At 53.7% G+C, this 22503-nt stretch carries 24 protein-coding genes; 3 read left to right on the top strand and 21 right to left on the bottom strand.

Going from position 1 to position 22503, the window contains the following annotated elements:
• Positions 1–73: 73 nt before the first annotated feature.
• From HOLDEFILI_RS07570 to HOLDEFILI_RS07540, 7 genes are all read right to left on the bottom strand, one after another.
• The gene (locus tag HOLDEFILI_RS07570) at positions 74–2695 is read right to left on the bottom strand and encodes a cation-translocating P-type ATPase (protein WP_006058972.1); all 2622 of its coding nucleotides are present in this window, start codon (positions 2693–2695) and stop codon (positions 74–76) included.
• Between the two features lie 135 nt (positions 2696–2830).
• On the bottom strand, positions 2831–4444 hold the full coding sequence (locus HOLDEFILI_RS18335; RefSeq protein ID WP_006058970.1) for a hypothetical protein: 1614 nt from the start codon (positions 4442–4444) through the stop codon (positions 2831–2833).
• A gap of 45 nt (positions 4445–4489) precedes the next feature.
• Complete coding sequence (locus HOLDEFILI_RS07560) at positions 4490–5032, bottom strand: tetratricopeptide repeat protein (RefSeq protein ID WP_050766941.1); 543 nt, start codon at positions 5030–5032, stop codon at positions 4490–4492.
• 187 nt (positions 5033–5219) lie between these two features.
• Positions 5220–5516: a hypothetical protein gene (locus tag HOLDEFILI_RS07555; protein WP_006058968.1), complete on the bottom strand. Its 297-nt coding sequence runs from the start codon at positions 5514–5516 to the stop codon at positions 5220–5222.
• A gap of 4 nt (positions 5517–5520) precedes the next feature.
• Positions 5521–6285, bottom strand: coding sequence for an ABC transporter permease (locus tag HOLDEFILI_RS07550; RefSeq protein WP_006058967.1), 765 nt, complete (start codon positions 6283–6285; stop codon positions 5521–5523).
• Positions 6286–6297: 12 nt separating this feature from the next.
• Positions 6298–7023, bottom strand: a complete 726-nt coding sequence (locus tag HOLDEFILI_RS07545) for an ABC transporter permease (protein ID WP_006058966.1) — start codon at positions 7021–7023, stop codon at positions 6298–6300.
• The gene (locus tag HOLDEFILI_RS07540; protein WP_039864299.1) at positions 7020–7784 is read right to left on the bottom strand and encodes an ABC transporter ATP-binding protein; all 765 of its coding nucleotides are present in this window, start codon (positions 7782–7784) and stop codon (positions 7020–7022) included. Before HOLDEFILI_RS07540 ends, HOLDEFILI_RS07545 begins: the two co-directional genes overlap by 4 nt.
• Before the next feature lie 144 nt (positions 7785–7928).
• Here HOLDEFILI_RS07540 and HOLDEFILI_RS07535 point away from each other — a divergent pair, with 144 nt between their 5' ends.
• On the top strand, positions 7929–8627 hold the full coding sequence (locus HOLDEFILI_RS07535) for a response regulator transcription factor (protein WP_006058964.1): 699 nt from the start codon (positions 7929–7931) through the stop codon (positions 8625–8627).
• Between the two features lie 7 nt (positions 8628–8634).
• Positions 8635–9996, top strand: a complete 1362-nt coding sequence (locus tag HOLDEFILI_RS07530; RefSeq protein ID WP_006058963.1) for a sensor histidine kinase — start codon at positions 8635–8637, stop codon at positions 9994–9996.
• A gap of 130 nt (positions 9997–10126) precedes the next feature.
• Here the strand turns inward: HOLDEFILI_RS07530 and HOLDEFILI_RS18330 are convergent, their stop codons facing one another.
• The 7 genes from HOLDEFILI_RS18330 to HOLDEFILI_RS07495 form a co-directional block, all read right to left on the bottom strand.
• The gene (locus HOLDEFILI_RS18330; protein WP_006058962.1) at positions 10127–11272 is read right to left on the bottom strand and encodes an SIS domain-containing protein; all 1146 of its coding nucleotides are present in this window, start codon (positions 11270–11272) and stop codon (positions 10127–10129) included.
• Positions 11273–11345: 73 nt separating this feature from the next.
• The gene (locus tag HOLDEFILI_RS07520; RefSeq protein ID WP_006058961.1) at positions 11346–11756 is read right to left on the bottom strand and encodes an SHOCT-like domain-containing protein; all 411 of its coding nucleotides are present in this window, start codon (positions 11754–11756) and stop codon (positions 11346–11348) included.
• 10 nt (positions 11757–11766) lie between these two features.
• A complete protein-coding gene (locus HOLDEFILI_RS07515; RefSeq protein ID WP_006058960.1) occupies positions 11767–12135 on the bottom strand; it encodes a DUF2089 domain-containing protein in 369 nt (122 codons plus the stop codon).
• A 12-nt stretch (positions 12136–12147) separates the two neighbouring features.
• Positions 12148–12432 carry a hypothetical protein gene (locus HOLDEFILI_RS07510; RefSeq protein WP_006058959.1) on the bottom strand — a complete coding sequence of 95 codons (285 nt, stop codon included), beginning with the start codon at positions 12430–12432 and terminating at the stop codon, positions 12148–12150.
• Between the two features lie 95 nt (positions 12433–12527).
• A complete protein-coding gene (locus tag HOLDEFILI_RS07505) occupies positions 12528–12986 on the bottom strand; it encodes a hypothetical protein (protein ID WP_006058958.1) in 459 nt (152 codons plus the stop codon).
• A 110-nt stretch (positions 12987–13096) separates the two neighbouring features.
• On the bottom strand, positions 13097–14176 hold the full coding sequence (gene ftsZ, locus HOLDEFILI_RS07500) for a cell division protein FtsZ (protein ID WP_006058957.1): 1080 nt from the start codon (positions 14174–14176) through the stop codon (positions 13097–13099).
• 15 nt (positions 14177–14191) lie between these two features.
• Positions 14192–15457: a cell division protein FtsA gene (locus tag HOLDEFILI_RS07495; RefSeq protein ID WP_006058956.1), complete on the bottom strand. Its 1266-nt coding sequence runs from the start codon at positions 15455–15457 to the stop codon at positions 14192–14194.
• A gap of 290 nt (positions 15458–15747) precedes the next feature.
• On the opposite strand from HOLDEFILI_RS07495, the gene rpmB reads away from it, so the two are divergent.
• Complete coding sequence (rpmB, locus tag HOLDEFILI_RS07490; RefSeq protein WP_006058954.1) at positions 15748–15942, top strand: 50S ribosomal protein L28; 195 nt, start codon at positions 15748–15750, stop codon at positions 15940–15942.
• Between the two features lie 291 nt (positions 15943–16233).
• Here rpmB and HOLDEFILI_RS18325 read toward each other — a convergent pair whose 3' ends face one another.
• The 7 genes from HOLDEFILI_RS18325 to rsgA form a co-directional block, all read right to left on the bottom strand.
• A complete protein-coding gene (locus tag HOLDEFILI_RS18325; RefSeq protein WP_006058953.1) occupies positions 16234–18177 on the bottom strand; it encodes a helix-turn-helix domain-containing protein in 1944 nt (647 codons plus the stop codon).
• 118 nt (positions 18178–18295) lie between these two features.
• The gene (locus HOLDEFILI_RS07480; RefSeq protein ID WP_006058952.1) at positions 18296–18793 is read right to left on the bottom strand and encodes a GNAT family N-acetyltransferase; all 498 of its coding nucleotides are present in this window, start codon (positions 18791–18793) and stop codon (positions 18296–18298) included.
• Positions 18790–19389 carry a P-loop nucleotide/nucleoside kinase family protein gene (locus HOLDEFILI_RS07475; RefSeq protein WP_006058951.1) on the bottom strand — a complete coding sequence of 200 codons (600 nt, stop codon included), beginning with the start codon at positions 19387–19389 and terminating at the stop codon, positions 18790–18792. Before HOLDEFILI_RS07475 ends, HOLDEFILI_RS07480 begins: the two co-directional genes overlap by 4 nt.
• A 167-nt stretch (positions 19390–19556) precedes the next feature.
• Complete coding sequence (locus HOLDEFILI_RS18835; RefSeq protein ID WP_244264310.1) at positions 19557–20246, bottom strand: M24 family metallopeptidase; 690 nt, start codon at positions 20244–20246, stop codon at positions 19557–19559.
• Positions 20247–20359: 113 nt separating this feature from the next.
• A complete protein-coding gene (locus HOLDEFILI_RS07460; RefSeq protein ID WP_006058948.1) occupies positions 20360–20977 on the bottom strand; it encodes a thiamine diphosphokinase in 618 nt (205 codons plus the stop codon).
• Positions 20971–21618: a ribulose-phosphate 3-epimerase gene (gene rpe / locus HOLDEFILI_RS07455; protein ID WP_006058947.1), complete on the bottom strand. Its 648-nt coding sequence runs from the start codon at positions 21616–21618 to the stop codon at positions 20971–20973. Before rpe ends, HOLDEFILI_RS07460 begins: the two co-directional genes overlap by 7 nt.
• A complete protein-coding gene (rsgA, locus tag HOLDEFILI_RS07450; RefSeq protein ID WP_006058946.1) occupies positions 21618–22481 on the bottom strand; it encodes a ribosome small subunit-dependent GTPase A in 864 nt (287 codons plus the stop codon). Before rsgA ends, rpe begins: the two co-directional genes overlap by 1 nt.
• Between the last annotated feature and the right edge of the window lie 22 nt (positions 22482–22503).

Below are 22503 nucleotides of genomic sequence, written 5' to 3'. Positions count from 1 at the left end.
TTTATTTTAACATAGAGTCCTGCGCCCTGCAGAAGTTTCTGCGCTTTGTAAGAAATTTGAAAAAACTCCCGGGTTAAGAATTCCGGGAGTCTGAACGCCAATTATGATTCACAGGATTGAACAATTTGGAGATTTCATTGATCAGGATCAGGCTTGCGGACAAACCGAACACAATGCCCCAGCAAACCCAGTCCAGCGCCGCGGTCTTCAAAATCAGCTGGAAGATCGGCAGATTTACCACCATGACCTGCAGCGCAACGCCAATCACAAACGTCGCTAACAACAGCTTATTGCGGAAAATGCCAACTCTGAAAATCGAGTGATCCAGACTGCGCAGATTCAGGCTGTGGAACAGCTGTGCGATCGACAGCACCATAAACGTCATCGTGTGCGCGGTGCGGACGTCGTAAGCGGAACCGAATTTGAACGCGACTAACGAAATCGTGCCGATATACAGACCGTTGAGCACCATGAACGCCCAGCCGCCGTTAGCGAACAAACTTTCCGTCGCCGCGCGGGGTTTCTGATCCATGATATAGGGATCCTGCGGTTCGGCGGCCAGCGACAGCGCCGGAAACGCGTCGGTGACCAGGTTGATCCACAGAATCTGAATCGCCGAGAGCGGCGCCGGAGCCACCGGCATCAGCACAATCGCCAGAAACAGCGTCGTGATTTCCCCCAAATTGCAGGAAAGCAGATACAGCACAGCTTTCTGGATATTGAGATAAATATTGCGCCCTTCCTCAACCGCACTGATGATTGTCGCAAAATTATCGTCGGTCAGAATCAGATCGGACGTCTGCCGCGATACCTCCGTTCCGCTGCCCATTGCGATGCCGACGTCGGCCTGCTTCAGCGAAGGCGCGTCGTTCACCCCGTCGCCGGTCATCGCCACGATCTTTTCATCCAACCGGTAGGCTTTCACAATCCGGACCTTATCCTGCGGCGTGGCGCGCGCGACAATCCGGATGTGCTGACAGGCCTGAGCCAGCTGATCATCGCTCAGATCCTGCATCTGCACCGAGGTCAGCACCTGCGCCAGCGATTGGGCAATGCCTAACTGGCGGCCGATGGCCAGCGCGGTCTCCGGATGATCGCCGGTGATCATCACAACGTCGATGCCTGCTTTATGTGCCAAGGCAATCGCTTCTTTGACGCCCTCCTTCGGGGGATCGATCATCCCCGCCATTCCGATAAAACACAACCGGGTTTCAAACTGACTCTCGTCCAGCGAAGCGACCGTGCGCGTCGCCAGCACCAGCACGCGCAGCGCTTCCCCGGCCATCTGCGCGGCGGCTTCCTCAATCTGCCGCCGCATCGGCGTCGTCAGCTCCACCCGCCGGCCATCCTGCCACAAATGCGTACATAACGGCAGCACGCTTTCCAACGCGCCCTTGACATAGACGATTTTTTCCAAACCGGTCTGATGCACAGTGCTCATCCGTTTGCGCCGGGAATCAAACGGAATCTCGGCAACGCGCGGGAACTGCCGGATGATCTGCGCAGCGTCGACGCCGTTATCCAGCGCCCAGCGCATCAGCGCCACTTCGGTCGGATCGCCGATGACGCCCTCAGCGTCAAGCTTGGCGTTGCCGCACAGATAGAAGCCTTCCTTCAGCCTCCGTTCCGGCACTTTCTGCGACGCGGACTGGATTTTGCCATTCAGATAGTACGCGACAACCGTCATCCGGTTCTGCGTCAGCGTCCCGGTTTTATCCGTGCAGATGACCGAGACCTGGCCGAGCGTTTCCACAGCGTGCAGCTTGCGCGCAATCGCGTGATGATCGCTCATTTTCTGGACACCCAGCGCCAGGGAAATCGTCACGACCGCCGGCAGTCCCTCAGGAATCGCCGCCACCGCCAGGGAAATCGACGTCAGCAGCATTTCAAACAGATCGCGTTTCTGAATGACGGCGATCACAAAAATTGCCGCACAGATGATGACCGACAGCGCCCCCAGCACTTTTGACAACTCAGCCAAACGCCGCTGCAAGGGTGTCAGCAGCTTTTCCTCATGCTGCAGAAGCTTCGCGATCTTGCCGATCTCGCTGTCCATTCCCGTCGCCACGACCAACCCCGCGGCGTTGCCGTCCAAAACGATCGTCGAAGAAAACGCCATGTTTTTCTGATCCGCCAGCGGCAGCGTCTGATCCTTAGGGTAACGCGCCGAGGCATCCTTATCGACTGGCACCGATTCGCCGGTCAGACTGGATTCCTCCACTTTCAGATGTACGGTTTCAATCAGGCGCAGATCCGCCGGTACGAAGTTGCCGGCTTCCAGAAACACCAGATCGCCCAAAACCAGATCGGCTGCGTCGATCTGCTTCAGCTGTCCGTCACGCTTGACCACAGCTTTCATCGCGGTCATTTTTTCCAGCGCGTGCAGCGCTTTTTCCGCCTTCCATTCCTGGAATACCCCGATCAGCGCGTTGATCGTAATCACCGCAACGATGATGACGGAATCCATCACCTCATGCAGAAAAATAGAGATCACGGCCCCGAGGATCAGAATCAGGATCATCGGGTCGTTGAATTGTTCCGCGACTTTTTTCAGCAGTGATTCTTCTTTTTTCTTTTCCAGCTCGTTGCCGCCGAAGCGCTGCAGCCGGGCGGCCGCTTCTTTTTCACTCAGGCCCTCGCGGGCGTTAGTCAGTGTTGCTGCTTCCAGTTCCTGTATAGTTTGACGATAGGGCATAGCACTTCTCCTTTACCTATTCCCATCTATATCGTAAATCCCCTCGGATTAGAACGCAGCGCAGCGCCGGATCGTCCGCAAAGCGTGCCAAAAAAAGCCGGATTTCTCCGGTTTTGGACTTTCTTTGACAAATGTTTATGAATTGCGGCGGCTGCCGCCCCATTCCACAACGGTCAATCCGGTTCTAATCGGGGCCGGCATTAACGTCTGCAGCTCCATCATAACCGCCTCGTCCAGACCTTCCGACAGCATATAGACACGGATCAGCGTGTCCGGCTGCGGCTGGCATTGAAGCGGAACGAGCCGGGCATCATCAGCGCAGGGAAACGTGATCCGGTTATAGTCGGATTGGGAGAGGATCGGCAGCCAGTAGGTAATGAAGTCGGCGCTCTCCCTTTCATTTAAGCCCAGAATCGCCAGCTTTTCCTCTAAGAAACTGACCGTATCCTCACGGGCTACGACAAACCCTTGATCAAAGTCGAAGTCATCCGGGATCTGCGCTTCATAATAGAGATACGGATAGCGACGATCCTGAATAATCAAGCCCTCCGCCGTCACTGTGCCTGACCACCCCTGATAATATTGAGGATAGCTGATCGTCGGCAGCGTCCCCAGGGTCAGCGTGAAGTCGGTTTCCGTATCCTTATAAAGATAAATCACCGGTTTATCCGCGCCGATTTCAGACTTTTCCGGTTCTCCTTCAAAGCAGGCCGGAATTTCTTTTAAATCACATAAGTTCATCAGCGCATCCCGCTCAGCCTCTGTCAGCGGAGCATCCCAGCCCTGAAAGTAAATCTGTTGATAGGATTTCGGTTCTTCCTTCAGCAGCGGCCAGAGCTGTTCCCATGTCAGCTTCTGCGCTTGGGCCGCTTCCCATTGCGCCGGAGTGAACGCATAGACGTCGGGAGTACAATACAAAAGCCAGTAGGGATGATCTGGATCCTCTGACTTCATCAAGGAATAAGTCATCAGCAGCGCATATTCCTCCAGGATCCTAACCGGATCATATTCGCCATTATAAGCGTAATCGCAGTCATAGCGAAGCATCAGGTTCTCGATGTACGCTTTTTCTTGTTCCCCCAGCTCCAGCTCTGTGTCTACAAAGCTGTAAAAGAGCTTCTTGCCATAGCGATATTGATTGTCAAGCAGCTCATCCTCCAGCGTGCAGTATCCGCCGTAAGGCGTTACGACTTCGTGCAACGATGCCTGCTTCCCCGGCAGAATGGCAAACTGAAAACCTGCATCAGTCGTTCTGACGAGCACGGTTGATGCGAAATTGAACAGAAACGGTGCCGGGGGATTCTCCCGCTGCAGCGTTTCTGTTTTCTGCGAATCATAATCATATTTTGTCACGCTTACGGCGTCCTCGCTGGCAAACGTCACCGCCGCCACCGGATCGATATCCTTGCGGTATTCCCCTTCAATGAAATAACGGCCCGTTTCCTGCGGTCCCAGTGTGCGGTTGATCGGAATTTCGCAGATCCCGCCTCGGTTGCCTTTAAGATCGAGGGAAAGGATCTGGATTTCCTGATCAGTATGATTGGTGATCTCAACCTGATTTAAGGGCTGAGTAATATCGCGGCCTGTTTCACCTTCAGGTGAAAGCGTGATGGTAAACGCCGCCTCTGCCGACATCACAGCTGGTGAAACGACGGGAGTCGGTTCCGCTAACGGCGAAGCCGGCACACATCCGCTAAACAGAACAGCCAGCACGGCTATGATCCTGAGGCTTCGCTTTTTCCGCTGCATAGTTTTCCCCTTTTCCTATGCGCTGAATCCTTGCCCGGCACATGCTTATTGACATTGCCGAAGCAGTTCTTCCGCTTGACGGCGCTGTTTCGGATAGTAGAAATATTGATTCTCGTGCAGGGAGTAGCCGTGCACCGCCAGCACTAAAAACCGCCGCGCCTGCCGCGGATCTGCTTCGGTCCCTTTTCCTTCCAAATAACATCGGCCTAAGCGCAGGCAGACCTCCGGATAGTCCAGAAGCTCTTCCGTTTCCCGCAGATGCTGAAACAGCTTGCGGTAAAACTGAAACGCCCGGATTTCATCCTTTTTAACAAATTGACCACGTTGGTAAGCGTCGGCAACCTTCATAATGGCTTCGGGATTTCCCAGCTTCGCGGCCTGCACAAAATAGCGGAATCCTTCGACCGGATTCTTCGTCACGCCCCGCCCATAGGTATAACAATACCCCAAATTCGTCATCGCCTGACCGTTGCCCAAACTGGCGGATTCCAGATAAAACCGCACAGCCGTCCTGAAGCCTTCCGGCGTTCCGCTTTGATACGCTTCTGCACCTTGATTCAATAATTCGTCGCTGCGTTCTTTTTGCATAATAAAGTCCTCTTTATCTGCTTTAATCATACCGCAAAACAAGCCGAGGAGCGGATATAAATTTTGTTTCATCGAATTAAATCAAAAAAAGCACTTCCCTGGACGTCTGAACGTAAGAGAGTGCTTCTCAAATCCTTCATAAAATTAAAATAACGTCGTGTTCAGGCTAGAGGCCGCTCGCGAATCCTTACGATAAAAAGGGAAGCATCCATGCCAGCAGAAGGAATCCGATCATCAGAACCAGTTCGCTTCCGCACAGCAGCGCGGCCACCGTCAGCGCAAAACTGCGGGTTCGGGTATTGCGGCTGCCAATACCGGCTAAAATCAAGCCGGTCAGCGCACTGACGAAATTGAGTCCGGAAAGCAGCAGCCGGATTCCGTCATCCATTCTGATCTGAAACACAGACAGCAGCAACGACATCAGCGGAATGAAACCGCAGATCAAGGCCGCAGCGACGAGTTTATTGCACTTTAATTTTTCCATTTTTTCACCTCATCTCTTTCTTACCAAACCGCACTGCCGCCATAGCCAAAGCGGAAAGAAAATAGGCCAGCGCACAGGGCAGGAATGGAAACAGCGGAAAGGCTGATTTTATTCCGCCTACGGTAAACTCGTGCAGCGAACACGACACGAGATAACCACTGTAGCAGTAAGGATACAGAAACCACAACGGCGTCGCTCCGGCCAGCAGTCCCGGAATGACCAGCATTAAGTTCAGACCCACGGTGATCAGCGGTTTTTCAAACACGACCGTCACCATCCACATCACGGCAGTGCACGGAAGCATCGTGACAAAGATTTCTCCGCAGGCTCGTAACAGATAACCCAGCGGCAGCGTTTCCTTTACTCCGGCCGTTTGGACCGCGATCCACCCGGCGAGCACAAAGATGAACAGGAAAACAACCATTTCCAGCAGCAGACAGAAGACCAGTATGCCAAATTTCGCCAGCGACAACTGAAAGCGTGAAACGGGAAGCGCCAGCATTTTCAGCATTCCGTTGTTCTGCGTCTCGCGTCCGGCGATTATCACACACACGACGATCATGCTGAAAGGCAGAAGGTAGTAGGCATACAGCAGCGCGCTTTGAATAAACATCGCCGGCCAGGCCTGGGTATATTCCGGCGTCAGATACTGGCTGAGGTTCACAACGCCGGAAACGACGACCAAGATCGGCGCAGCCGAAAGCAGTGCGATCATCCTCGAACGTTTCATTTTCAATAATTCCAGTTTGAACAAATCCATACCTTTCATCGGCTTGACCTCCTATTCATAAGCCCGCATTTTTGCGGCAAGAAAACCTGCGGCCGCACAAACCGTCGCTTCCAAAAGCGCGGCGGTCATGACCAGAAGCTCTGGCTGCGCACTCATCGCGACCGCCGGATGCAGCATGACGATAAACGGATCGATTAAAAGAACTTTCAGTCCTGAGGTGCCCAGCGCCATTCCGGTCAGAAAACCGGCTACGCCGATGCCCAGCGTGACACCCATCGTTTCAATCCGCGAAGCCGCCAGCAGCATCAGCGCCAGCACCGGCAGCGACGTCACAAACGAATACACCGCGAACTGCACCAGCACCGGCAGCTGAAAGCTCCCCTGTGGCAGCATCGTCATTCCAATCCAGCCCAGTGCGGTGTTTTCTAGAATGATCGCCGCGGCCAGTCCCAGGGTCAGAAGAATAAACTTTGTCACAAACAGCTTCGGCACGCTGAACGGCAGCATCCACAGCTTCTTGATCGCCTGACCTTTAAATTCCAGATTGTAAATCAAACACGCCGCCACGATGATTGCGAACAGATTGATCAGCAGGATCATGCCGTACAGCTGCGTCAGCAGCACGTCCATCGGCGCCAGCGGCAAACTCAGCAATGCATCCCGGCGGATGAGGAAATTCACCAGCGCGTAAGCCGCCCCTAAGCCTCCCGCTAACGGCAGGACCGCCAGCGAACCGGTACGTTTCACCTTTTTTATTTCCAATGCCAGTGTTTTCATAGCTTTGCCCGCTCGCGGCGTTTCGCGTTATCCTGTTCAATCATCGCCAAAAACATCGCTTCCAGGTTGTCGCCGTCAAACCCCTGCGTGCGGGCGGTGTTCCGCAATGCGTCCAGACGGCCCTCGAACAACAGCCGGCCATGATTGAGAATTCCGATATCGTCAGCGATCAATTCAATCTCACTCAGCATATGCGACGAGATCAGGACTGTGCAGTCATAGCGCTGGGGAAGCGAGCGGATCAGCTGACGGATCTCATGAATTCCAGCCGGATCCAGTCCGTTGGTCGGTTCATCTAAAATTAAGATCGGCGGCCTGCCCAGCAGCGCGCCAGCCAGGCCCAGCCGCTGCTTCATGCCTAACGAATACTTGCGGGCCAGCCGGTCCTTGAACTCGCTGAGACCGACCAGCTCCAATGCGTCCGAAACAGCGGAAGCGGGAAGATTCAGGATCCTGCGGATTATCTCCAGATTCTCCTCCCCGGTCAAATTGGCGTAATAGGAAGGCGATTCGATAAATGAACCGATCCGTTTGAGAATCGCGATCCGATCCTGCGGGAAATGCAGTCCGTCAATCGCAAAGGTTCCCCCGCTGGGCGGCGTCAGTCCCAGCAGCATTTTCATCGTCGTCGATTTTCCCGCGCCGTTGGGGCCGAGAAAGCCATAGATGCTGCGCTTGCGGATATGCAGCGACACCTGATCGACGGCTTTAAAGTTCTTGTATTGCTTGCTTAAACGTTCCGTTGTAATCTGATATTCCATCACGATCACTCCTTTCGACAAAGAAAGCATACCGCGGCAAACTGACACCTCCCTTGCCGCTGCCTTACTTTTCCCTTACATTCTTTGTGCGGCGGATTGCGTGAACGGCGTCTGTGGTATAATCCAGGCAAGGAGGAACGAAGAATGGAGCATTCCTTTTTACACTCGAAAAAAATTCTGCTCGTCGACGATCAGCCGGAGCTGTTGACGCTGGTCCGGGAAATTCTAACGGACGACGGTTTTTGCCATCTGGCCAGCGCCGGTACGGTTGAACAGGGGCTGGCGGTCTGCCGGACACAGCGGCCGGATCTGGCGATCCTGGACGTCATGCTTCCCGATGGCGACGGATTCTCGCTGCTGAAGCAGCTGCGGCAGTTCAGCGAGATGCCGGTGCTGTTTCTGACGGCGCGGGATGAAGCCGATGACAAACTGGCAGGCTTAGGCTTAGGCGCTGACGATTATATCGTTAAACCGTTTCTGCCCCAGGAGCTGCTTCTGCGCATTCACGCGGTGCTGCGGCGTTGTTATAAAGAGGCCGGAGAACAGATTCAGCTGGCAGCCTGCACGGTCGACTTCAGCCGCGCCGAGGTGTATAGGCAAGACCAGACGCTGGCGCTGACCGCTAAAGAACATGCGCTGTTGGAAACACTGGTCCGCAATGAGGGCCGGATCGTCACGTTCGATGCGTTGTGCGAAGCCTTATGGGGTGAAAATCCTTTCGGTTATGAGAACAGTCTCAACGCCCATGTCCGGCGTGTCCGGGAAAAGATTGAAGCCGACCCTTCACATCCGGTTTCCCTGATCACCGTCAAAGGCTTAGGGTACAAGCTGATCGTGAGGTGAACATGCCATGAATACACTTTCCCGGCTGTTTTCCAAAACCTTTGCGGCATTTTCATTCTTTATCATGTTTTTGATTGTGCTGAATCTCGGCCTGTTCGCAATCACGTTCTACGGCGTCATTCACCACGACTATGGTCCGGATTCCCCGTCGGTGATGCTTCAGAAAACAGCAGAAACGCTGAATGGCCAGCACATTTCGCCCAGCATGGAAGAACCTCTGCGGCAAGCTGGAATCTGGGCGATGGTCATCAATGACGCAGGCAAGGTCGTCAGTTCCGCCACGCTTCCCCCTGAAATTCCAGATCAGTTCTCACTGGGCGATGTCGCCGTGTTCTCCCGCGGCTATCTTCACGACTATCCGGTCTTTGTCCGCAAACTTGACCACAGTTTGTTAGTGCTGGGCTATCCGAAGAATTCCTACATCAAGCTCACCAGCAATTATTATTCCTATGGCACGCTGACCCGGCTGCCACTGTATGTCCTCGGCACACTGTTATTGGATCTGATTCTTCTTTTCACGGCGTATATCCTTTCTAAAATAAAGGTGCAGCGGGCGGCAGGCCCGTTGATCTCCGCCTTAAATACATTTCCGCGAAGTCAGCGCGGAACGCTTTCCACCCGCGGCGAGCTGGCGGCCGTCGCGGCTTCCGTCAATCAGGCGGCCGAACTGATCCATCGGCAAAACGAAGCACGCGCGAACTGGATCCGTGGCGTGACGCACGATCTCCGCACGCCGCTGTCGATGATTCTGGGCTATGCCGACCGGATTGCCCATGATCCGCAGGCCAGTCCCGCGATTCAGGATCAGGCGCGGATCATCCAAAAACAAAGCGTCAAAATCAAAGATCTCATTCAGGATCTGACACTCGTATCCCAGTTGGAATATGAGATGCAGCCGCTGCGAAAACAGGAAATCCATCTGGCCCGGCTGCTTCGCACGATCGCCGCCGATACGTTAAATGCCGGTTTGGCGGACGTTTACAGCCTGGATCTCGATATTTCGAAGGAGGCGGAAGATCTTCAGCTGGCTTGCGATCCGCGGTTAATCCGCCGGGCAATCGGCAATCTGATTGGCAACAGTGTTGCTCACAATCCCCAGGGCTGTTCGATTATGTTGAAATTGGAAACAAACGAAAACCTGATTATTTTGACGGCCGCAGACGACGGCATCGGTTTATCGGAAGCCCAGCGCCAGATTCTGGAAGAAACACCGCACTATCTGGAAAGTATCGATGAACGCCTCGATCTGCGGCATGGTCTGGGACTCATCCTGGTTCGTCAGATCACGGAGGTCCACGGCGGAACTATGAAGATCGAAAGCAGCTTCCACGAAGGCTTCCGCGTTACGCTGACCTTTTCTCGCTCCTGAATTCAAGCCGGTTTAGCCCGGCTTTTTTCATGATGTTCAAAGCAGAGATCCGGTATTTCCGCAGATATGAAAAAAGCAGCGTTTCATGGATCAGCTGCCTTTGAGTTCTTTCTAATTTTATATTCTTGGCTTACTCCGCGCTGAGTTCATGCAGCTGTTCCAGAAGCAGAACCCCGCAAAGCAGCACCGTCACCGAGGACAACGGGCAGCGCCGCTGGCCGTCGATCGTCAGGCAGGCGTCCTTGTTGACGCAGCAGTTGTCGATCACGATATCCGCCGTTTCAAACAAGCGCCGGCCGCTGGGATGATCAGACTTGATCACCGGCGACTGCTTCATGTTTGTGATCGCCGCAACCGTCGTTTTATTCGACCACAACAACCGCGCCAGCTCGACGTTCATCACACTTTTCCCGGTGTTGGACGGCATCAGGAATACATCCTGGGGCTGAATTTTATATTTATCGATCAACATCTGGGCATAGTCGCGCTGCTTCTGCATCCAGCCGCTCTGAACCGGATCGAATACCATCAATTCCTGTTCCAGAATCGGAACGACGTTATCCAGCGTCTTCTCCTGCGCCATCAAATCCTGAAGCATGTGCGAATGACCGCTGCCCATGACGATCAGCCGGCCTTGCTTCCGCTCCAGCTCCTCGGTGACTTTGGCAATGGAAGGCAGCTGGGTCTGTTCAAATTGTTCCAGAATTTCCAGCATACTTTTATTCAATGCATGTACGGCGCTGGCGGGATCCATCCCGGCCGCCAACACAAAACTGACGGCATTGACGGCCTGGGCGCCATAGACCTGCAGCATAGGCAGAAATCGTTCTTCTACGCTGAACAATCCCGGCGTTTCCGTCTGCCGGTCCGCCTGCAGCATCTGCCATTGAATCCCTAACCGGCGGCAATGCTTTTCCATCGCGGCATACAGCGGCGTATCCTGACTGTGGAAGGACAAAACCAAATCATTTCGCTCTATTTTCCAGGCTTCGATCAGCACCTTGGCATAGTCCGGGCACCGGATTAACGAGGCATAGCGGCAGTCGTAGGTCATCAGCTCATGGGGAAACAGACCGATGATTTCAGGATGCCCCTGCAGCCGGGCCGTCAGCTCTTCCGCAAACCAATGATCCTCGCCGATTCCGAAGGCATACACCTTCCGGCCTTCCGCCAGCGCCTGCGCTAACTGCGTCCCGATCCGGACAAACTGATCCATCTGTGATTCTGTCCAGCCCAGCCAGACCTTTTGGAACAAACGGCACTCTTCTTTCAGCATATTCAACACCTCTTCTCTAATTATACGGACAACGACGCAAAAAGGAAGCCTTCGCTTCCTTAAAATTAAACGACTATTCAACGACAATCCGAACTTTGTCGCCGTCCGCCGAGACTACATCGACCAGTTCGCCGACCTGACCGTCTTCCACCAGTTTCATGATCAGGTCAAGATCCACGCCCTTCAGATCCACGTCCATTCCACTGAGCTTCATCTGCTTGGTGAAATCCAGACCCGCGCGGATCAGCGACACTGGTACATTGACGCGCACCCGGTCGTTATTGGCCGACTCGACCTGAATCCGCAGCATTTTTGGATGAGAAGGCGCGCTGTAAATCAGCGGACGCACCTCCGGTTCAGCCGGTTTGGACGTCTTCTCCGTGCGTTTTTCACTTTCTTCGATCGCGTCCAGCAGCCGCAGCCCTTCTTCCACGCTCAGCGTGCCGTCTTTGACCATTTCCATAATTTTTTCTCGGGAGTTCATGTTGTTCCTCCTACTTCTTTAACAGCGCAATCGCTTCTTCGGCGCTGATCTCGCCCTGCTGCAGACGTGAGAGCACATCGTCGGCACGGACGGCAGGTTCTGCTTCCTGCTTGACCGGAAAGCCCATCTTGGTGATGATCGTATCCAGCATTTTCTTGACCGTCGGATAGGAAATATTGAATTCCTTTTCCATTTCCTTGATGTTGCCCTGAACCCGGATAAAGGTCTCGACGAACTGCAGTTCATCTCGATTCAGATAACTGAAACGGGATAAGGCAAACTCGCCGGTAATCTCCGTATGACAGCGGGTACAGGTCAAACGTGTCGCAAGCAGCTGATTGCCGCAGACCGGACACGTTCCGAACACTTCATTTCGCATCGTGTTTCCTCCTTATCCTAAAATATCAATGAGCACCCGATTCGGGCCGGATTCCACCTCGACCAGCCGGAACGGCTCGCAGGCTTTCAATTCCCTGACCGACGTCTGCACCAGGTCCAGAATCGCGTCGCGGTTATCCAGCAGGAGCTGCACGCTTTCATCCCGCGACGAGGCCGGAACATACTGCGATCCCCACAGCACAACTTTCAAGATCGCCGCGGCGGCGCTCAGCGGAATTGCCGGAATCACGACATTTTGTTCAGGCGATTCCACAATGATTTTAATCTTCTTGGCCATCCTCGTGTCCTCCTGAGCTTATTATAAATGATAATTTAATATTTTCAAGTTATTTTTCAATATTTTAAATATTAAAATTAATTTATTGAATTTTATCAATTCAAAATCTTATGAATTCCGTTGCGAATTCGAATATAGACATAAGCGGAATGAAGATCGGAGAACGTCTTCATGTGATGATAATAGGAAAACGCCGGATCGCTTAACATATCGAGCACGATGTAACGCCAGCTGACGCCCGTTTCCGTCTGAATCCAGGCCGCCGCGCCGGGTTCCGGATGAATTATTCTTGTCCCGCATTGCAGACACTGCGGCTGAAGCTCAACCGTCAGCCCGTCGAGCTGTTCGCAGGGATGGTGATCATCGAGAAAATAACGCACAAAAGAACAGGCTTGTTTCAGACGGTTCCAAACTTCTCTTTCCGCTTCGCCAACCCGCGCGACCGCGATCAACACCGGCGGATGATCCTGTGCATAACGAATAAAACGTTTCCGGCAAAGTTTCGCGTCATAACTGTCGCCGAGGATATCAGAATCCAGGTAAACCAGATCCATGACTGCCCCTCCTTCCGCATTGCTTCTGCTTTTATTTTACCACGATCAATCGTTTTCAACCAGAACAAGAAGAAAGACGGAACCTGAGCTCCGTCTTCATGAACGATCGTTTATTTACGGGACTGGAAGAAGCTTGGAATTCCGCTGTCGTCTTCCTCTTCCTCTGTTTCCTTTTTAATTTCTTCAGCGATTTTATTCGCCACTTTAATTGGAGGCTTCGACGGCGACGGCACCTTGATCTTTGGCAGATCAAAGCCGGTAGCGATGACTGTCACGATGATCGATTCCCCGATCTTCTCGTTGATTGCTACGCCGAAAATGATGTCGATATCGTTGCCGGCCGCTTCCCGGATGTATTCAACCGCGTCGTTCGCGTCGTAAATCGAAATGTTCGCGCCGCCGGTAACGTTAACGATCGCTTTCTTGGCGCCGTTGATCTGAGCTTCCAATAACGGCGATTGAATCGCTTTCTGCGCCGCTTCCTGAGCCTTGTTATCGCCCTGGGAAATACCGATGCCGATCAAAGCGCTGCCCTGGCCTTCCATAACCGAACGCACGTCCGCAAAGTCAAGGTTGATCATGGCCGGAACCGCGATCAGATCGGTGATTGTCTGCACGCCCTGACGCAAAACGTTATCCGCTTCCTTAAACGCTTCGACAAACGGAATCCGTCCGATAACCTGAAGCAGCTGATTGTTGGAAACGATGATCAGAGAATCGATGAATTCGCTTAACTGACTCAAACCGGCTTCGGCCTGCGCCATCCGCCGCGGACCTTCAAACGAAAACGGCTTGGTGACGATGCCGACGGTCAGCGCGCCCATTTCCTTGGCGATCTTCGCAAACAGCGGAGAAGCGCCGGTGCCGGTGCCGCCGCCCATGCCGGCTGTGATAAAGACCATGTCCGCGCCCTGCATCGCTTCGCGGATTTCTTCTTCATTTTCTAAGGCTGCCTTGCGGCCCATTTCCGGGTTCGCGCCGGCGCCTAAACCGCGGGTCGTTTCCCGGCCCAGTATAATTTTATTCTCTACCGGAGATTTGTTGAGATCCTGCATGTCGGTATTGGCGACATAGAATTCAACGCCCTGAACGCCTTCCTCGACCATGCGGTTCACGGCGTTGCAGCCGGCGCCGCCGATGCCGAAGACTTTAATTTTCGCAACCTGATTGTATTCTAAATCCATCTTCATTCATCCTCTCGTTTCCTATTTCTGTTTGGCTTCAAAAAGCATGTCTTTTAATCGTTTGGTAATCGAATCGTCAACGCTGGTTTTTTCTTTCTTTAATCCGCCGATCGTCACCGCTTTTTCAAACTGCGCGGCGTTCACACTGACCTGGTCGGTATTTAACAGCGGCTGCTGATCCTTGTAGGCATAAAATAAACCCAGACATCCCGTTAACGAGCTGTCGCGCACACCCAGCGTTTCCGGATAATACACCTTTGCCGGCGCACCCAGATGATCCTGGACATATTCCGCGATTTCCTGCAGCTCGCCGCCTTCGCCGACGATCACAATCTGCGTCTTGCCCGCTTTGAGGATCGGACGGCACATCTGTTCGATCTGTCCCGTCCACGATTCCAGCGGTTCCCGAATCGCTTCGCACAGTTCCTTTTCAGAAAGCGTATACGTTTTTGTATTTTTTGACCAGATATAGATCGGCGTCTGCAGCGGCCTGCGCTGATTCAAACGCGTATTGTATTTCACTAAGCGGACCGCTTCTGCCGGCGGCAGTTCATAGCGTTCCACCAGCGCTTTGCTCCACTGATCGATCCCCTGTTCGATGATCTCACAGCTTGCCAGTTTGCCCTTGGACAACAGCGATAAGGTCGTCGTCTGTTCTTCTAACCGGATCAAAATTAAATTCTGATCCATCGTCTGTTCAAACAGCGCCGCTTCCTTCGCGATCGCAAAGCTGTCCAGACTGATGTCCAGCACTTCCAGTCCCGCCTGTTCGACGCAGTTGACATATTCAAACGCGATCTTACGATTCGCGCACAACAGATCGACATCCACCGTCAGCTCATCGCACAGCTCACCGATCGGCATCCGCCGCGTTGAGATTCCGTTGCACGTATACCGGACGCATACCGCGCTGATCAGTGCCAGACCGTTTTCAACCTTAGTTTTCATTGCGTTTTTTACCGCTTCCCGAACATCCAGAACGGTTACGCGGCGGTCAAAAGAAGAAACCGGCACCGTAATTTTCAGCGATTTGCGCATCATATCCCGCGAAGGAATCGATAACAAAACCCGTTCAATCCGAGCACCGATCATTCGGGAAGCGTTTTCCGCCGCCCGCCGAATCGCCTTGACAACCTCATTCGGTTCCGTCAGCTGATGAAACTGAACGCCCGCCACAGGAACCCGTTCGACTTTGATTATATTAAAGCGAGTATTGAAGAACTCGCCTACCAGCAATCTAACTTCGTGATCCGCTATCTCCAGCGCCGCGAAAATCTGCTTGTCCATGCCTTTTTCGACCCCCTGAGCTACACATATATACTATATCATAAAACACTATTCAACAAAAGAATTTTTCCAACAATTCGCATTGCCTTCCCGACCGGGTAAAAATGTTGTCAGCTTCCTGCGGCAGCCGTCGGTTTTCGTAAAAATTTGGCATATTTTCGTGTTTCAAGACCGCAGTTGTAAAAAAATCCTTTTTCTTTATCACCTTTTTCGGATAACGCCTTGCATTTTTTGGATGATCATGTTATAGTTTACAAGCGAAATTAAGACAGAAAGGGGGGTTACGGTTAATGTCTAGAGTATGTGCCGTATCCGGTAAAAAAGCCTTATCAGGAAATAAGCGTTCTCATTCCCTGCACGCATCCCGCCGCAAGTGGAACGTTAATTTACAAAAAGTTAAAGTGATGGTTGATGGTAAGCCACAGCGAATCCGTATTTCCGCCCGTGCTTTAAAAACACTGAAGGCTCAGCAGAAAAACGGTTAATTAAAAAGGAGTTTGCGCTCCTTTTTTTCTTTGCTTCGTTTTTCTCAATCCAGACTCTTCAGATAGACGAAGCGTGCCGCTATTGAGTTTCAATGGAATAGGATCCATCTTTTAGGTATGTGCTGATAAATCTGCACAAAAAAAAGAGAAGCAGGATAATCTCTAAAATCGAGCTTCCCTGAAATATATATTTAAAAAGACCGCAGCGTAGGAATTGTTCTTTTTCCGATCGTCTGCGGTTATTTTTTCCATTCTTTTCCAGTTCATATTGCTTTTGAGATTCGACGATTACTAGGACTGGGCCTCGTCTTCCGCTTCCCGAATCGGGATCGTGTACTCCCCTTCGCTTTGCCATTGACCGTCGCAATGCAGCCAGTCCGGTCCTTCGCAGCGGACAAGCCAGAATCGATAGTGGAGCCGGTCTTCCGCGATCCCGTCGTAAAGCAGCCACAGCGATTGATCGCCGGTACTTTCCAGCAGCGCCTGCTGACCATCGTCGCTGAGCACCGCTTCCTTTTGTGCAAAGGCTTCGTCCAGCAGAATCTGCATCGCCTGCGCAGGAGAACGGCGGTTAATATACATATAGGTTGTATCATACATGCCGCTGACAAAATAATGTGCCAATTCCGCCTCCGTTGGGAACTCAGGATCCAGTTCCACGGGCTCCAGTCCGCTGATGCCTTCCTCCCGGGAAGGCATCAGCGCTGCCAACACGGCGTTCTCCGCCCGCATCAAACGGAGCTTATAGGTCATCGTAAACGCTTCACCGCTGGGTCCGGCGCCCTGGTTGCCCGGGGAAACCGCCCATTCGTTCGTTTTGACTTCCACGAGCTGATCGGCATCGGTGCCCGCCAGCACTTGTACAGAAGCCAGTTCCACGCGGATATCGACACCGTTAACCCGATAGCCTTCATCCCGCTGGCGCAGGGCCAGTAAACTCAGCCAGAGCGGATCGGTGCTGGCGGTGTCCAGCTTCATTGCGCCGTTGGGCAGCGGCTGCGATAACGTCGGATCCGCAAGGATCGTCTGACGCATCGCTTCAACCAGCGGCGTTTCGTCTTCCTCCGGAAGGTCCGGGGTCTGAAACAAACCGGCATCCGGCAGTGCCGAGGTGCGGACGAAGTTCAGGGGCGCGGTCGGCTTCATCGCGACCGGACAGAGAATCAGTGACCCGTTGACGAACAAATCCTGTTCGTTCAACGTTCCCTCCTCGCTTAAGGCCAGCGTCCACTGCGGCAGTCCGTCCCGGCACAACGCCAGCGCCAGCGTCCCGAACGGCACCGCGTCGTCATAAGCATAATCTTCCTGAAGCGTTCCGTTTTCCAGATGAATTCCCGTGCGGTCGGCTACGATTTTCCAGCCGGCCGCGTTGGTTTCCATCAACGACCATTCGCCCTGGATCGCCGAAGCCATGTTGTGATAGCTGATCGGATCACCGCGGTCGCCGAACGTCGCGATCATCTGATGGACGCTCCGGTCCAGCGTTTGATAGGTGATCGCACAGACATCCTCGGCCAGCCACTGCAGCTTCACCGGCCCTTCCACCGTATAGGGAAACGTGTCTTTTTCACGCCGGTAAAGACCATAGCGGCTGCGGCAGAGCACAGTCTTCCCGGTTGTTTTATCCTGCTTGATCACGACCTGGTGACGGCCGTCAGCGGAAAAGCTGATCGTCGTCGGCCGCTGCTGGATCGCCTGCTGCAGCTGCCAGCCAAACCCCGCCATCAGCACCAGCGCGATACCCAGGCCGCGTTTACGCCAGCCGGGCGTGCGGATCAGAACACTGCCGGATAAGGTTAACGCCAGAACCAACATTAAATTTAACAGCGGTGAAATCCAGTCCGCAATGTATTCCCAGCCTCGGGCGCGGACGATCGTGTATGTCACAATCTGAAGACCAAGAATTCCGACCGCCACAATCAGGCATACGATGGCCGCCGCAGTCCAGCCATGGCGGCGCTGCCGGGTTTGCCGCGCCTGATCCAGCTCGACCAATGAAGGCGAACCGGTCTGATGCGCATCTGCCGGCTCAGCGGCAGGGTCGTCCTGAACGAGTTCATCGACTGAAATTCCGAAGCAATTCGCTAACTGCCGCAGCTTATCCAGACTGGGAACTGATTGTCCGGCCTCCCATTTTGATACCGCCTGCCGGGAAACCGCGCATTTTTGAGCCAGTTGTTCCTGTGTCCAGCCGGCCGCTTTGCGCCTCCGCTGAATATTTTCCGCTAATTTCACCCTCGTCCACTCCTTCCGACAGAAATCAGTGTAGCACGATCAAAACGGCATTTCCAGTCCGGAAACCAACAAAACAAAAAGGCAACCGACAGTTGCCCGGATCCTTCATCCTTCAGATTTATTCAACATGAAAAAGCAGGGAGATCTGATCTTCCGAACGATCCGCATGCCCGCTTTCCCGCGCGATTTCCACGCCGCCCTGGCGGCGGTAAAACGCCAGCGCGCGTTCGTTGTGCTCATTGCAGCGGCAGCCAAACACCGTGAATCCCGCCTGCTTCACCCGGTGTTCAATTTCCTGCCAGACCTGCTGTCCCAGCCCGCGATGTTGAAAATCCGATATCAAATAAAGGGCGTTGACGCTGATCGGCGGCCCGGTCCATCCCGGGCGGGGTTTTCCCAGCACAAAATAGCCGGCGTCCTGCCCTTCCTCGCGAAGCAGCACAACCTGATTTGCCGGATCCGTGATCAACCGCCGGAATTTTTCCGCGTGCTGCGCTTCGTCAAACTCCAGAAGTTTTTGCGCTGGATAAATTCCTGTATAGGTTTCCTGCCACACCCGGCGTTTCAACTTTGCCAGCCGGTCTGCCAACCCGGCGGTGGCTTCGGTCATGATCATGCGTCCATCTGTTCCCGGATTTGTTGCGCCAGTCTTTCCACGTCGATGCGGGCCGGATCCGTGCAGTCGACCGGGATCAGCGTGCCGATTGAAAAGCGCCGGTATCCGCGCTGCTCGATACTTTGTTCAAAAGCATCAAAGCTCAGCGTCTTTACTTCTGCCGGAGCTCCGACTTCCGGATACCGGTCGTTCACGACATGGCCGCGGTGCCGGTTCGGCGATTGATCGCGCTTGACAAACCGCTCATAAACCGCCCGGGTTTCCCCATCGAACAGAATTGTGATCATCCGGCAGCCGGTCCGCTCCTGCAATGCCTGCAAGCCCGGCCGGGAAAGATCCTCAAAATTATTCTCCAGAATCACCGACTCACCGGCCGCTAAACAACGCTCTGCCGCATAATAAAGAATTTCCATCGCCGCCAGACCGAGCTGAACCTTTTCCTGCCGGCTTTGAAAACCAATCCGGTCGAACAGCTTTTCTTTGATCTCATCCTTGGACAACATCGCGATCCCCAGCTTTTCGCTGAGCCGGAGCGCCGCCGTGGTTTTTCCGCTGGCCGGCATCCCGGCAATACAAATACAAGTTTTCATCATCATGTTCAAAATCAAGACTCTCAATCAAGAAGGCTTGATTATTTACTCCTTTTTTTCATTATACCGCACCGGCGGCATTCCGCCAACGGACTCCCGATCTTGATTCCTGTGGTTAGGTCATTGATCTTGATCAAGCTGGAAAGAGAGCCGCATCTTCAGTCCGCCTGCCCTTACAATCGCTTCAGCTTGCCCTTTTCAAAATAATAGATGTCTTCCTGCTTAAAGCCATAAAGCGAACCCGGCAGACAAATATGGGGTTCAAAGGTAAACATTTTAACGTCCGACAATTTCGTACCATTCCCTTTTTCAATATAGATCCGATCTTGTTTATCCTGAACGATTGAATGGCCCAGATTTCCCAGATAATCCAGGTTCACAAAGCCTTGCTTTGTGATTTCTTCATTCATGACATAATATAACTCCTCAAACGTCATGGCTTCCGTTGCCGCCTCCGTCAAAACGTGATGCAAATGATCTTCCATGCGCAGTCCCCGCTTCCATTCCGGATGGCGGATAGCCTCTGGATGAACGACTACCTTCCCGGCTTCGATCACAAGCGTTCTTGCGTAGTCGCCCCAGATCCGCTGAACCTGCGGGCTCAGATCTACGGTCAGAAGATCATTCTCGCAAATCCGCCGGTCTGCGGTTGTATAGTCTTTCCCGGAAATTGAGAGGATCGTTTCCTCCCCGGAAAAAACAAACGCTCCGACCTCATAGTACCAAAAGGAATCGGCCCCGTTTTCCAGCATAAACCGCTCGCATAAGCTTCTTACTTCCACTAACGACATCCCCGCCGATAAATTCTGCATCAGGTATTCCATCGTCGCCCGGTTTAAATTCTGCATCGTTAAAGAATCCACGCTGATCTCTCCTTTTAAAGACAAAGCCTTACTCCCCGTTGAGGAAATAAGGCTGGTTAATAATTTTGTTTTCAAACGTGCGTCTGTGCGGCTTTCCTTCGCTGAAAATTGGATTATTCGCCGTCGTCGCGGCTGCGGACGACAAGCAGCCGGCCCTGATCCAGCGTCAGCACCGCTTCGTCCGCCGCGATTTCATTCGAGATGCCGATCGTGTCGCCGCGGTCCATCACATAATGATCGAGCGGATATAGAAACCCTTCCAGCGTCAGCACCGCCGGCTCCACCGCGAAAAAGGAAATGAAGCGGCGGGCATCGGGATGAAACACATGCCGACCTGGATCCAGACAGAACAATTCATTGTTTTTCTCCCGCAGGATGACCGGCAGCTTCTGATGCATGACCAGAAGCAGATTGGCCAGCTGATGATCCTGCCTTCCGCCGATCCCGCCGATCAGAACCATCGGGTTATAACCTTGACCGGCAGCCCAGCGCAGCGCCGACAGCGCGTCGGTTTCATCCTTCATCGCCGGCAGCACCTGCATCTGATCGGCATATTGCCGGATCAGCTCCTTTTGCGGCGGAGTGACCGAGTCAAAATCACCGATCGCCATTACCATTCGCCGGTGTGCTTGAGCACAGATCAGCGCCCCGCGGTCCGCGCCGATCAGATCCCCTTCAGCCAGCGCACAGTCCTGCGCCAGCCCCAGCACGATCGTGCACGGTTTTAACATAACGAATCAACGGCTTCCACAATGTTATTTTTAAAGATATAGCTGCCCGCGACCAGCACATCCGCGCCGGCCTCACGGCACAGCTTCCCGGTTTCGGCGTTGATCCCGCCGTCGACCTCGATTCGCAGATCAGCGCCGGCCGCCTGCGCCCACTGGCGCAGCACGGTAATTTTATCCAGTGCCGACGGATCAAACTGCTGCCCGCCGAAGCCCGGTTCCACCGACATCACCAACACCAGATCGAAATCCTGCCACAACGCTTCCAGCACGGACACCGGCGTTTGCGGCTTGATCGAAATGCCCGGCTTCACGCCCAACGCACGCAGCTCCTTGGCCAGCGCGCGGCAGTCCTGGGCATCGTTCATCGCTTCGTAATGAAACGTGATCCACTGCGCTCCCGCCTGGGCAAAAACCGGCGCGTACTTCCGCGGATCGCTGATCATCAGATGCACGTCCAGCTGGCGGTCGGTCAGCTTGCGGAACGCCTTGAGAATATCCGGGCCGAACGTCAGGTTCGGCACAAAATGGCCGTCCATCACGTCATAATGCAGCCACTGGGCGCGGGAGGCGTTGACCGCGTCCATCTGGGAATTCAGCTGGGAAAAATCCAGCGATAAAATCGAGGGGGATATGATCGTCATCAATATTTCTCCTTTCGGCCCTGCACCAGGGTCAGACAATCCAAATAATCCGCATAGCGGATCCGGGAGACCTGCCGGTCTTCCACGGCCTGCTTGATCGCGCAGCCCGGTTCGTTTTGATGAATGCAGTCGCGGAACCGGCACCGGCCTAAATACGGTGCGAAGTCCGGGACGCTCTGCGCCAGCTCGGTCGGCGTCATGCGGCTGAAATCCAGCGAGGAAAAGCCCGGCGTATCAGCCACCCAGCCGCCGGCTACCTCGTGCAGCTCAACATGCCGGGTCGTATGCTTGCCGCGGCCCAGGGCTTTAGAAATCTCCTGAGTCTGCAGCTGAAACTCAGGGTTCAGCTTATTCAATAAGGAAGACTTGCCGACGCCGCTCTGGCCGGTCAGCACCGTCACCTTGCCCCGCAGCACCCCGGCCAGATTTTCATCGAGTTCCTCCCGGCCGCTCAGCACAACTTCATATCCGCTCTGGCGGTAATCCTCAATCCAGCCGTGAACCGGGTCGTCCGGGTGAACTAAATCCATCTTGGTGATGCACAGCACCGGCTTGATCGAAGCGTTGACGATCAGAAACAGAATCCGGTCGACGAGCGTGCAGGAAAAATCCGGGGCCTTCGCGGACATGACGATCAGCGCCTGATCGACATTGGCAACCGGCGGACGGATCAGGGAGTTCATCCGCGGACGAATCCGCTCGATTCCGGTCTGATCGCCGAAATCCGTATATTCAACCCAATCGCCCACGCGCGGTTTGTCCTGTCGCCGGACCTTGCCCATCGCCACGCATGCCACGCGGCGGCCTTCCTCGTCCGCAACCAGATACTGGTTGGAAATAATTCTGATTATTCTTCCGATCATAACGCTCCTTTTCTAATCGTTC

Source organism: Holdemania filiformis DSM 12042 (assembly GCF_000157995.1).
GTDB classification, from domain to species: Bacteria; Bacillota_I; Bacilli_A; order Erysipelotrichales; family Erysipelotrichaceae; genus Holdemania; species Holdemania filiformis.
This window is presented reverse-complemented; position numbering and strand designations above follow the sequence as displayed.

What these genes read in the sequence shown, in the direction of transcription:
- HOLDEFILI_RS07530 (WP_006058963.1), top strand. Translation starts at nt 8,635, where the DNA reads ATGAATACACTTTCCCGGCTGTTTTCCAAAACCTTTGCGGCATTTTCA.
- HOLDEFILI_RS18335 (WP_006058970.1), bottom strand. Translation starts at nt 4,444, where the DNA reads ATGCAGCGGAAAAAGCGAAGCCTCAGGATCATAGCCGTGCTGGCTGTT.
- HOLDEFILI_RS07520 (WP_006058961.1), bottom strand. Translation starts at nt 11,756, where the DNA reads ATGAACTCCCGAGAAAAAATTATGGAAATGGTCAAAGACGGCACGCTG.
- HOLDEFILI_RS07555 (WP_006058968.1), bottom strand. Translation starts at nt 5,516, where the DNA reads ATGGAAAAATTAAAGTGCAATAAACTCGTCGCTGCGGCCTTGATCTGC.
- rsgA (WP_006058946.1), bottom strand. Translation starts at nt 22,481, where the DNA reads ATGATCGGAAGAATAATCAGAATTATTTCCAACCAGTATCTGGTTGCG.
- rpe (WP_006058947.1), bottom strand. Translation starts at nt 21,618, where the DNA reads ATGACGATCATATCCCCCTCGATTTTATCGCTGGATTTTTCCCAGCTG.
- HOLDEFILI_RS07505 (WP_006058958.1), bottom strand. Translation starts at nt 12,986, where the DNA reads ATGGATCTGGTTTACCTGGATTCTGATATCCTCGGCGACAGTTATGAC.
- rpmB (WP_006058954.1), top strand. Translation starts at nt 15,748, where the DNA reads ATGTCTAGAGTATGTGCCGTATCCGGTAAAAAAGCCTTATCAGGAAAT.
- HOLDEFILI_RS07510 (WP_006058959.1), bottom strand. Translation starts at nt 12,432, where the DNA reads ATGGCCAAGAAGATTAAAATCATTGTGGAATCGCCTGAACAAAATGTC.
- HOLDEFILI_RS07540 (WP_039864299.1), bottom strand. Translation starts at nt 7,784, where the DNA reads ATGGAATATCAGATTACAACGGAACGTTTAAGCAAGCAATACAAGAAC.
- HOLDEFILI_RS07460 (WP_006058948.1), bottom strand. Translation starts at nt 20,977, where the DNA reads ATGTTAAAACCGTGCACGATCGTGCTGGGGCTGGCGCAGGACTGTGCG.
- HOLDEFILI_RS07550 (WP_006058967.1), bottom strand. Translation starts at nt 6,285, where the DNA reads ATGAAAGGTATGGATTTGTTCAAACTGGAATTATTGAAAATGAAACGT.
- HOLDEFILI_RS07560 (WP_050766941.1), bottom strand. Translation starts at nt 5,032, where the DNA reads ATGCAAAAAGAACGCAGCGACGAATTATTGAATCAAGGTGCAGAAGCG.
- HOLDEFILI_RS07480 (WP_006058952.1), bottom strand. Translation starts at nt 18,793, where the DNA reads ATGATCATGACCGAAGCCACCGCCGGGTTGGCAGACCGGCTGGCAAAG.
- HOLDEFILI_RS07570 (WP_006058972.1), bottom strand. Translation starts at nt 2,695, where the DNA reads ATGCCCTATCGTCAAACTATACAGGAACTGGAAGCAGCAACACTGACT.
- HOLDEFILI_RS07495 (WP_006058956.1), bottom strand. Translation starts at nt 15,457, where the DNA reads ATGGACAAGCAGATTTTCGCGGCGCTGGAGATAGCGGATCACGAAGTT.
- HOLDEFILI_RS07545 (WP_006058966.1), bottom strand. Translation starts at nt 7,023, where the DNA reads ATGAAAACACTGGCATTGGAAATAAAAAAGGTGAAACGTACCGGTTCG.
- HOLDEFILI_RS07535 (WP_006058964.1), top strand. Translation starts at nt 7,929, where the DNA reads ATGGAGCATTCCTTTTTACACTCGAAAAAAATTCTGCTCGTCGACGAT.
- HOLDEFILI_RS07515 (WP_006058960.1), bottom strand. Translation starts at nt 12,135, where the DNA reads ATGCGAAATGAAGTGTTCGGAACGTGTCCGGTCTGCGGCAATCAGCTG.
- HOLDEFILI_RS18330 (WP_006058962.1), bottom strand. Translation starts at nt 11,272, where the DNA reads ATGCTGAAAGAAGAGTGCCGTTTGTTCCAAAAGGTCTGGCTGGGCTGG.
- HOLDEFILI_RS07475 (WP_006058951.1), bottom strand. Translation starts at nt 19,389, where the DNA reads ATGATGATGAAAACTTGTATTTGTATTGCCGGGATGCCGGCCAGCGGA.
- ftsZ (WP_006058957.1), bottom strand. Translation starts at nt 14,176, where the DNA reads ATGAAGATGGATTTAGAATACAATCAGGTTGCGAAAATTAAAGTCTTC.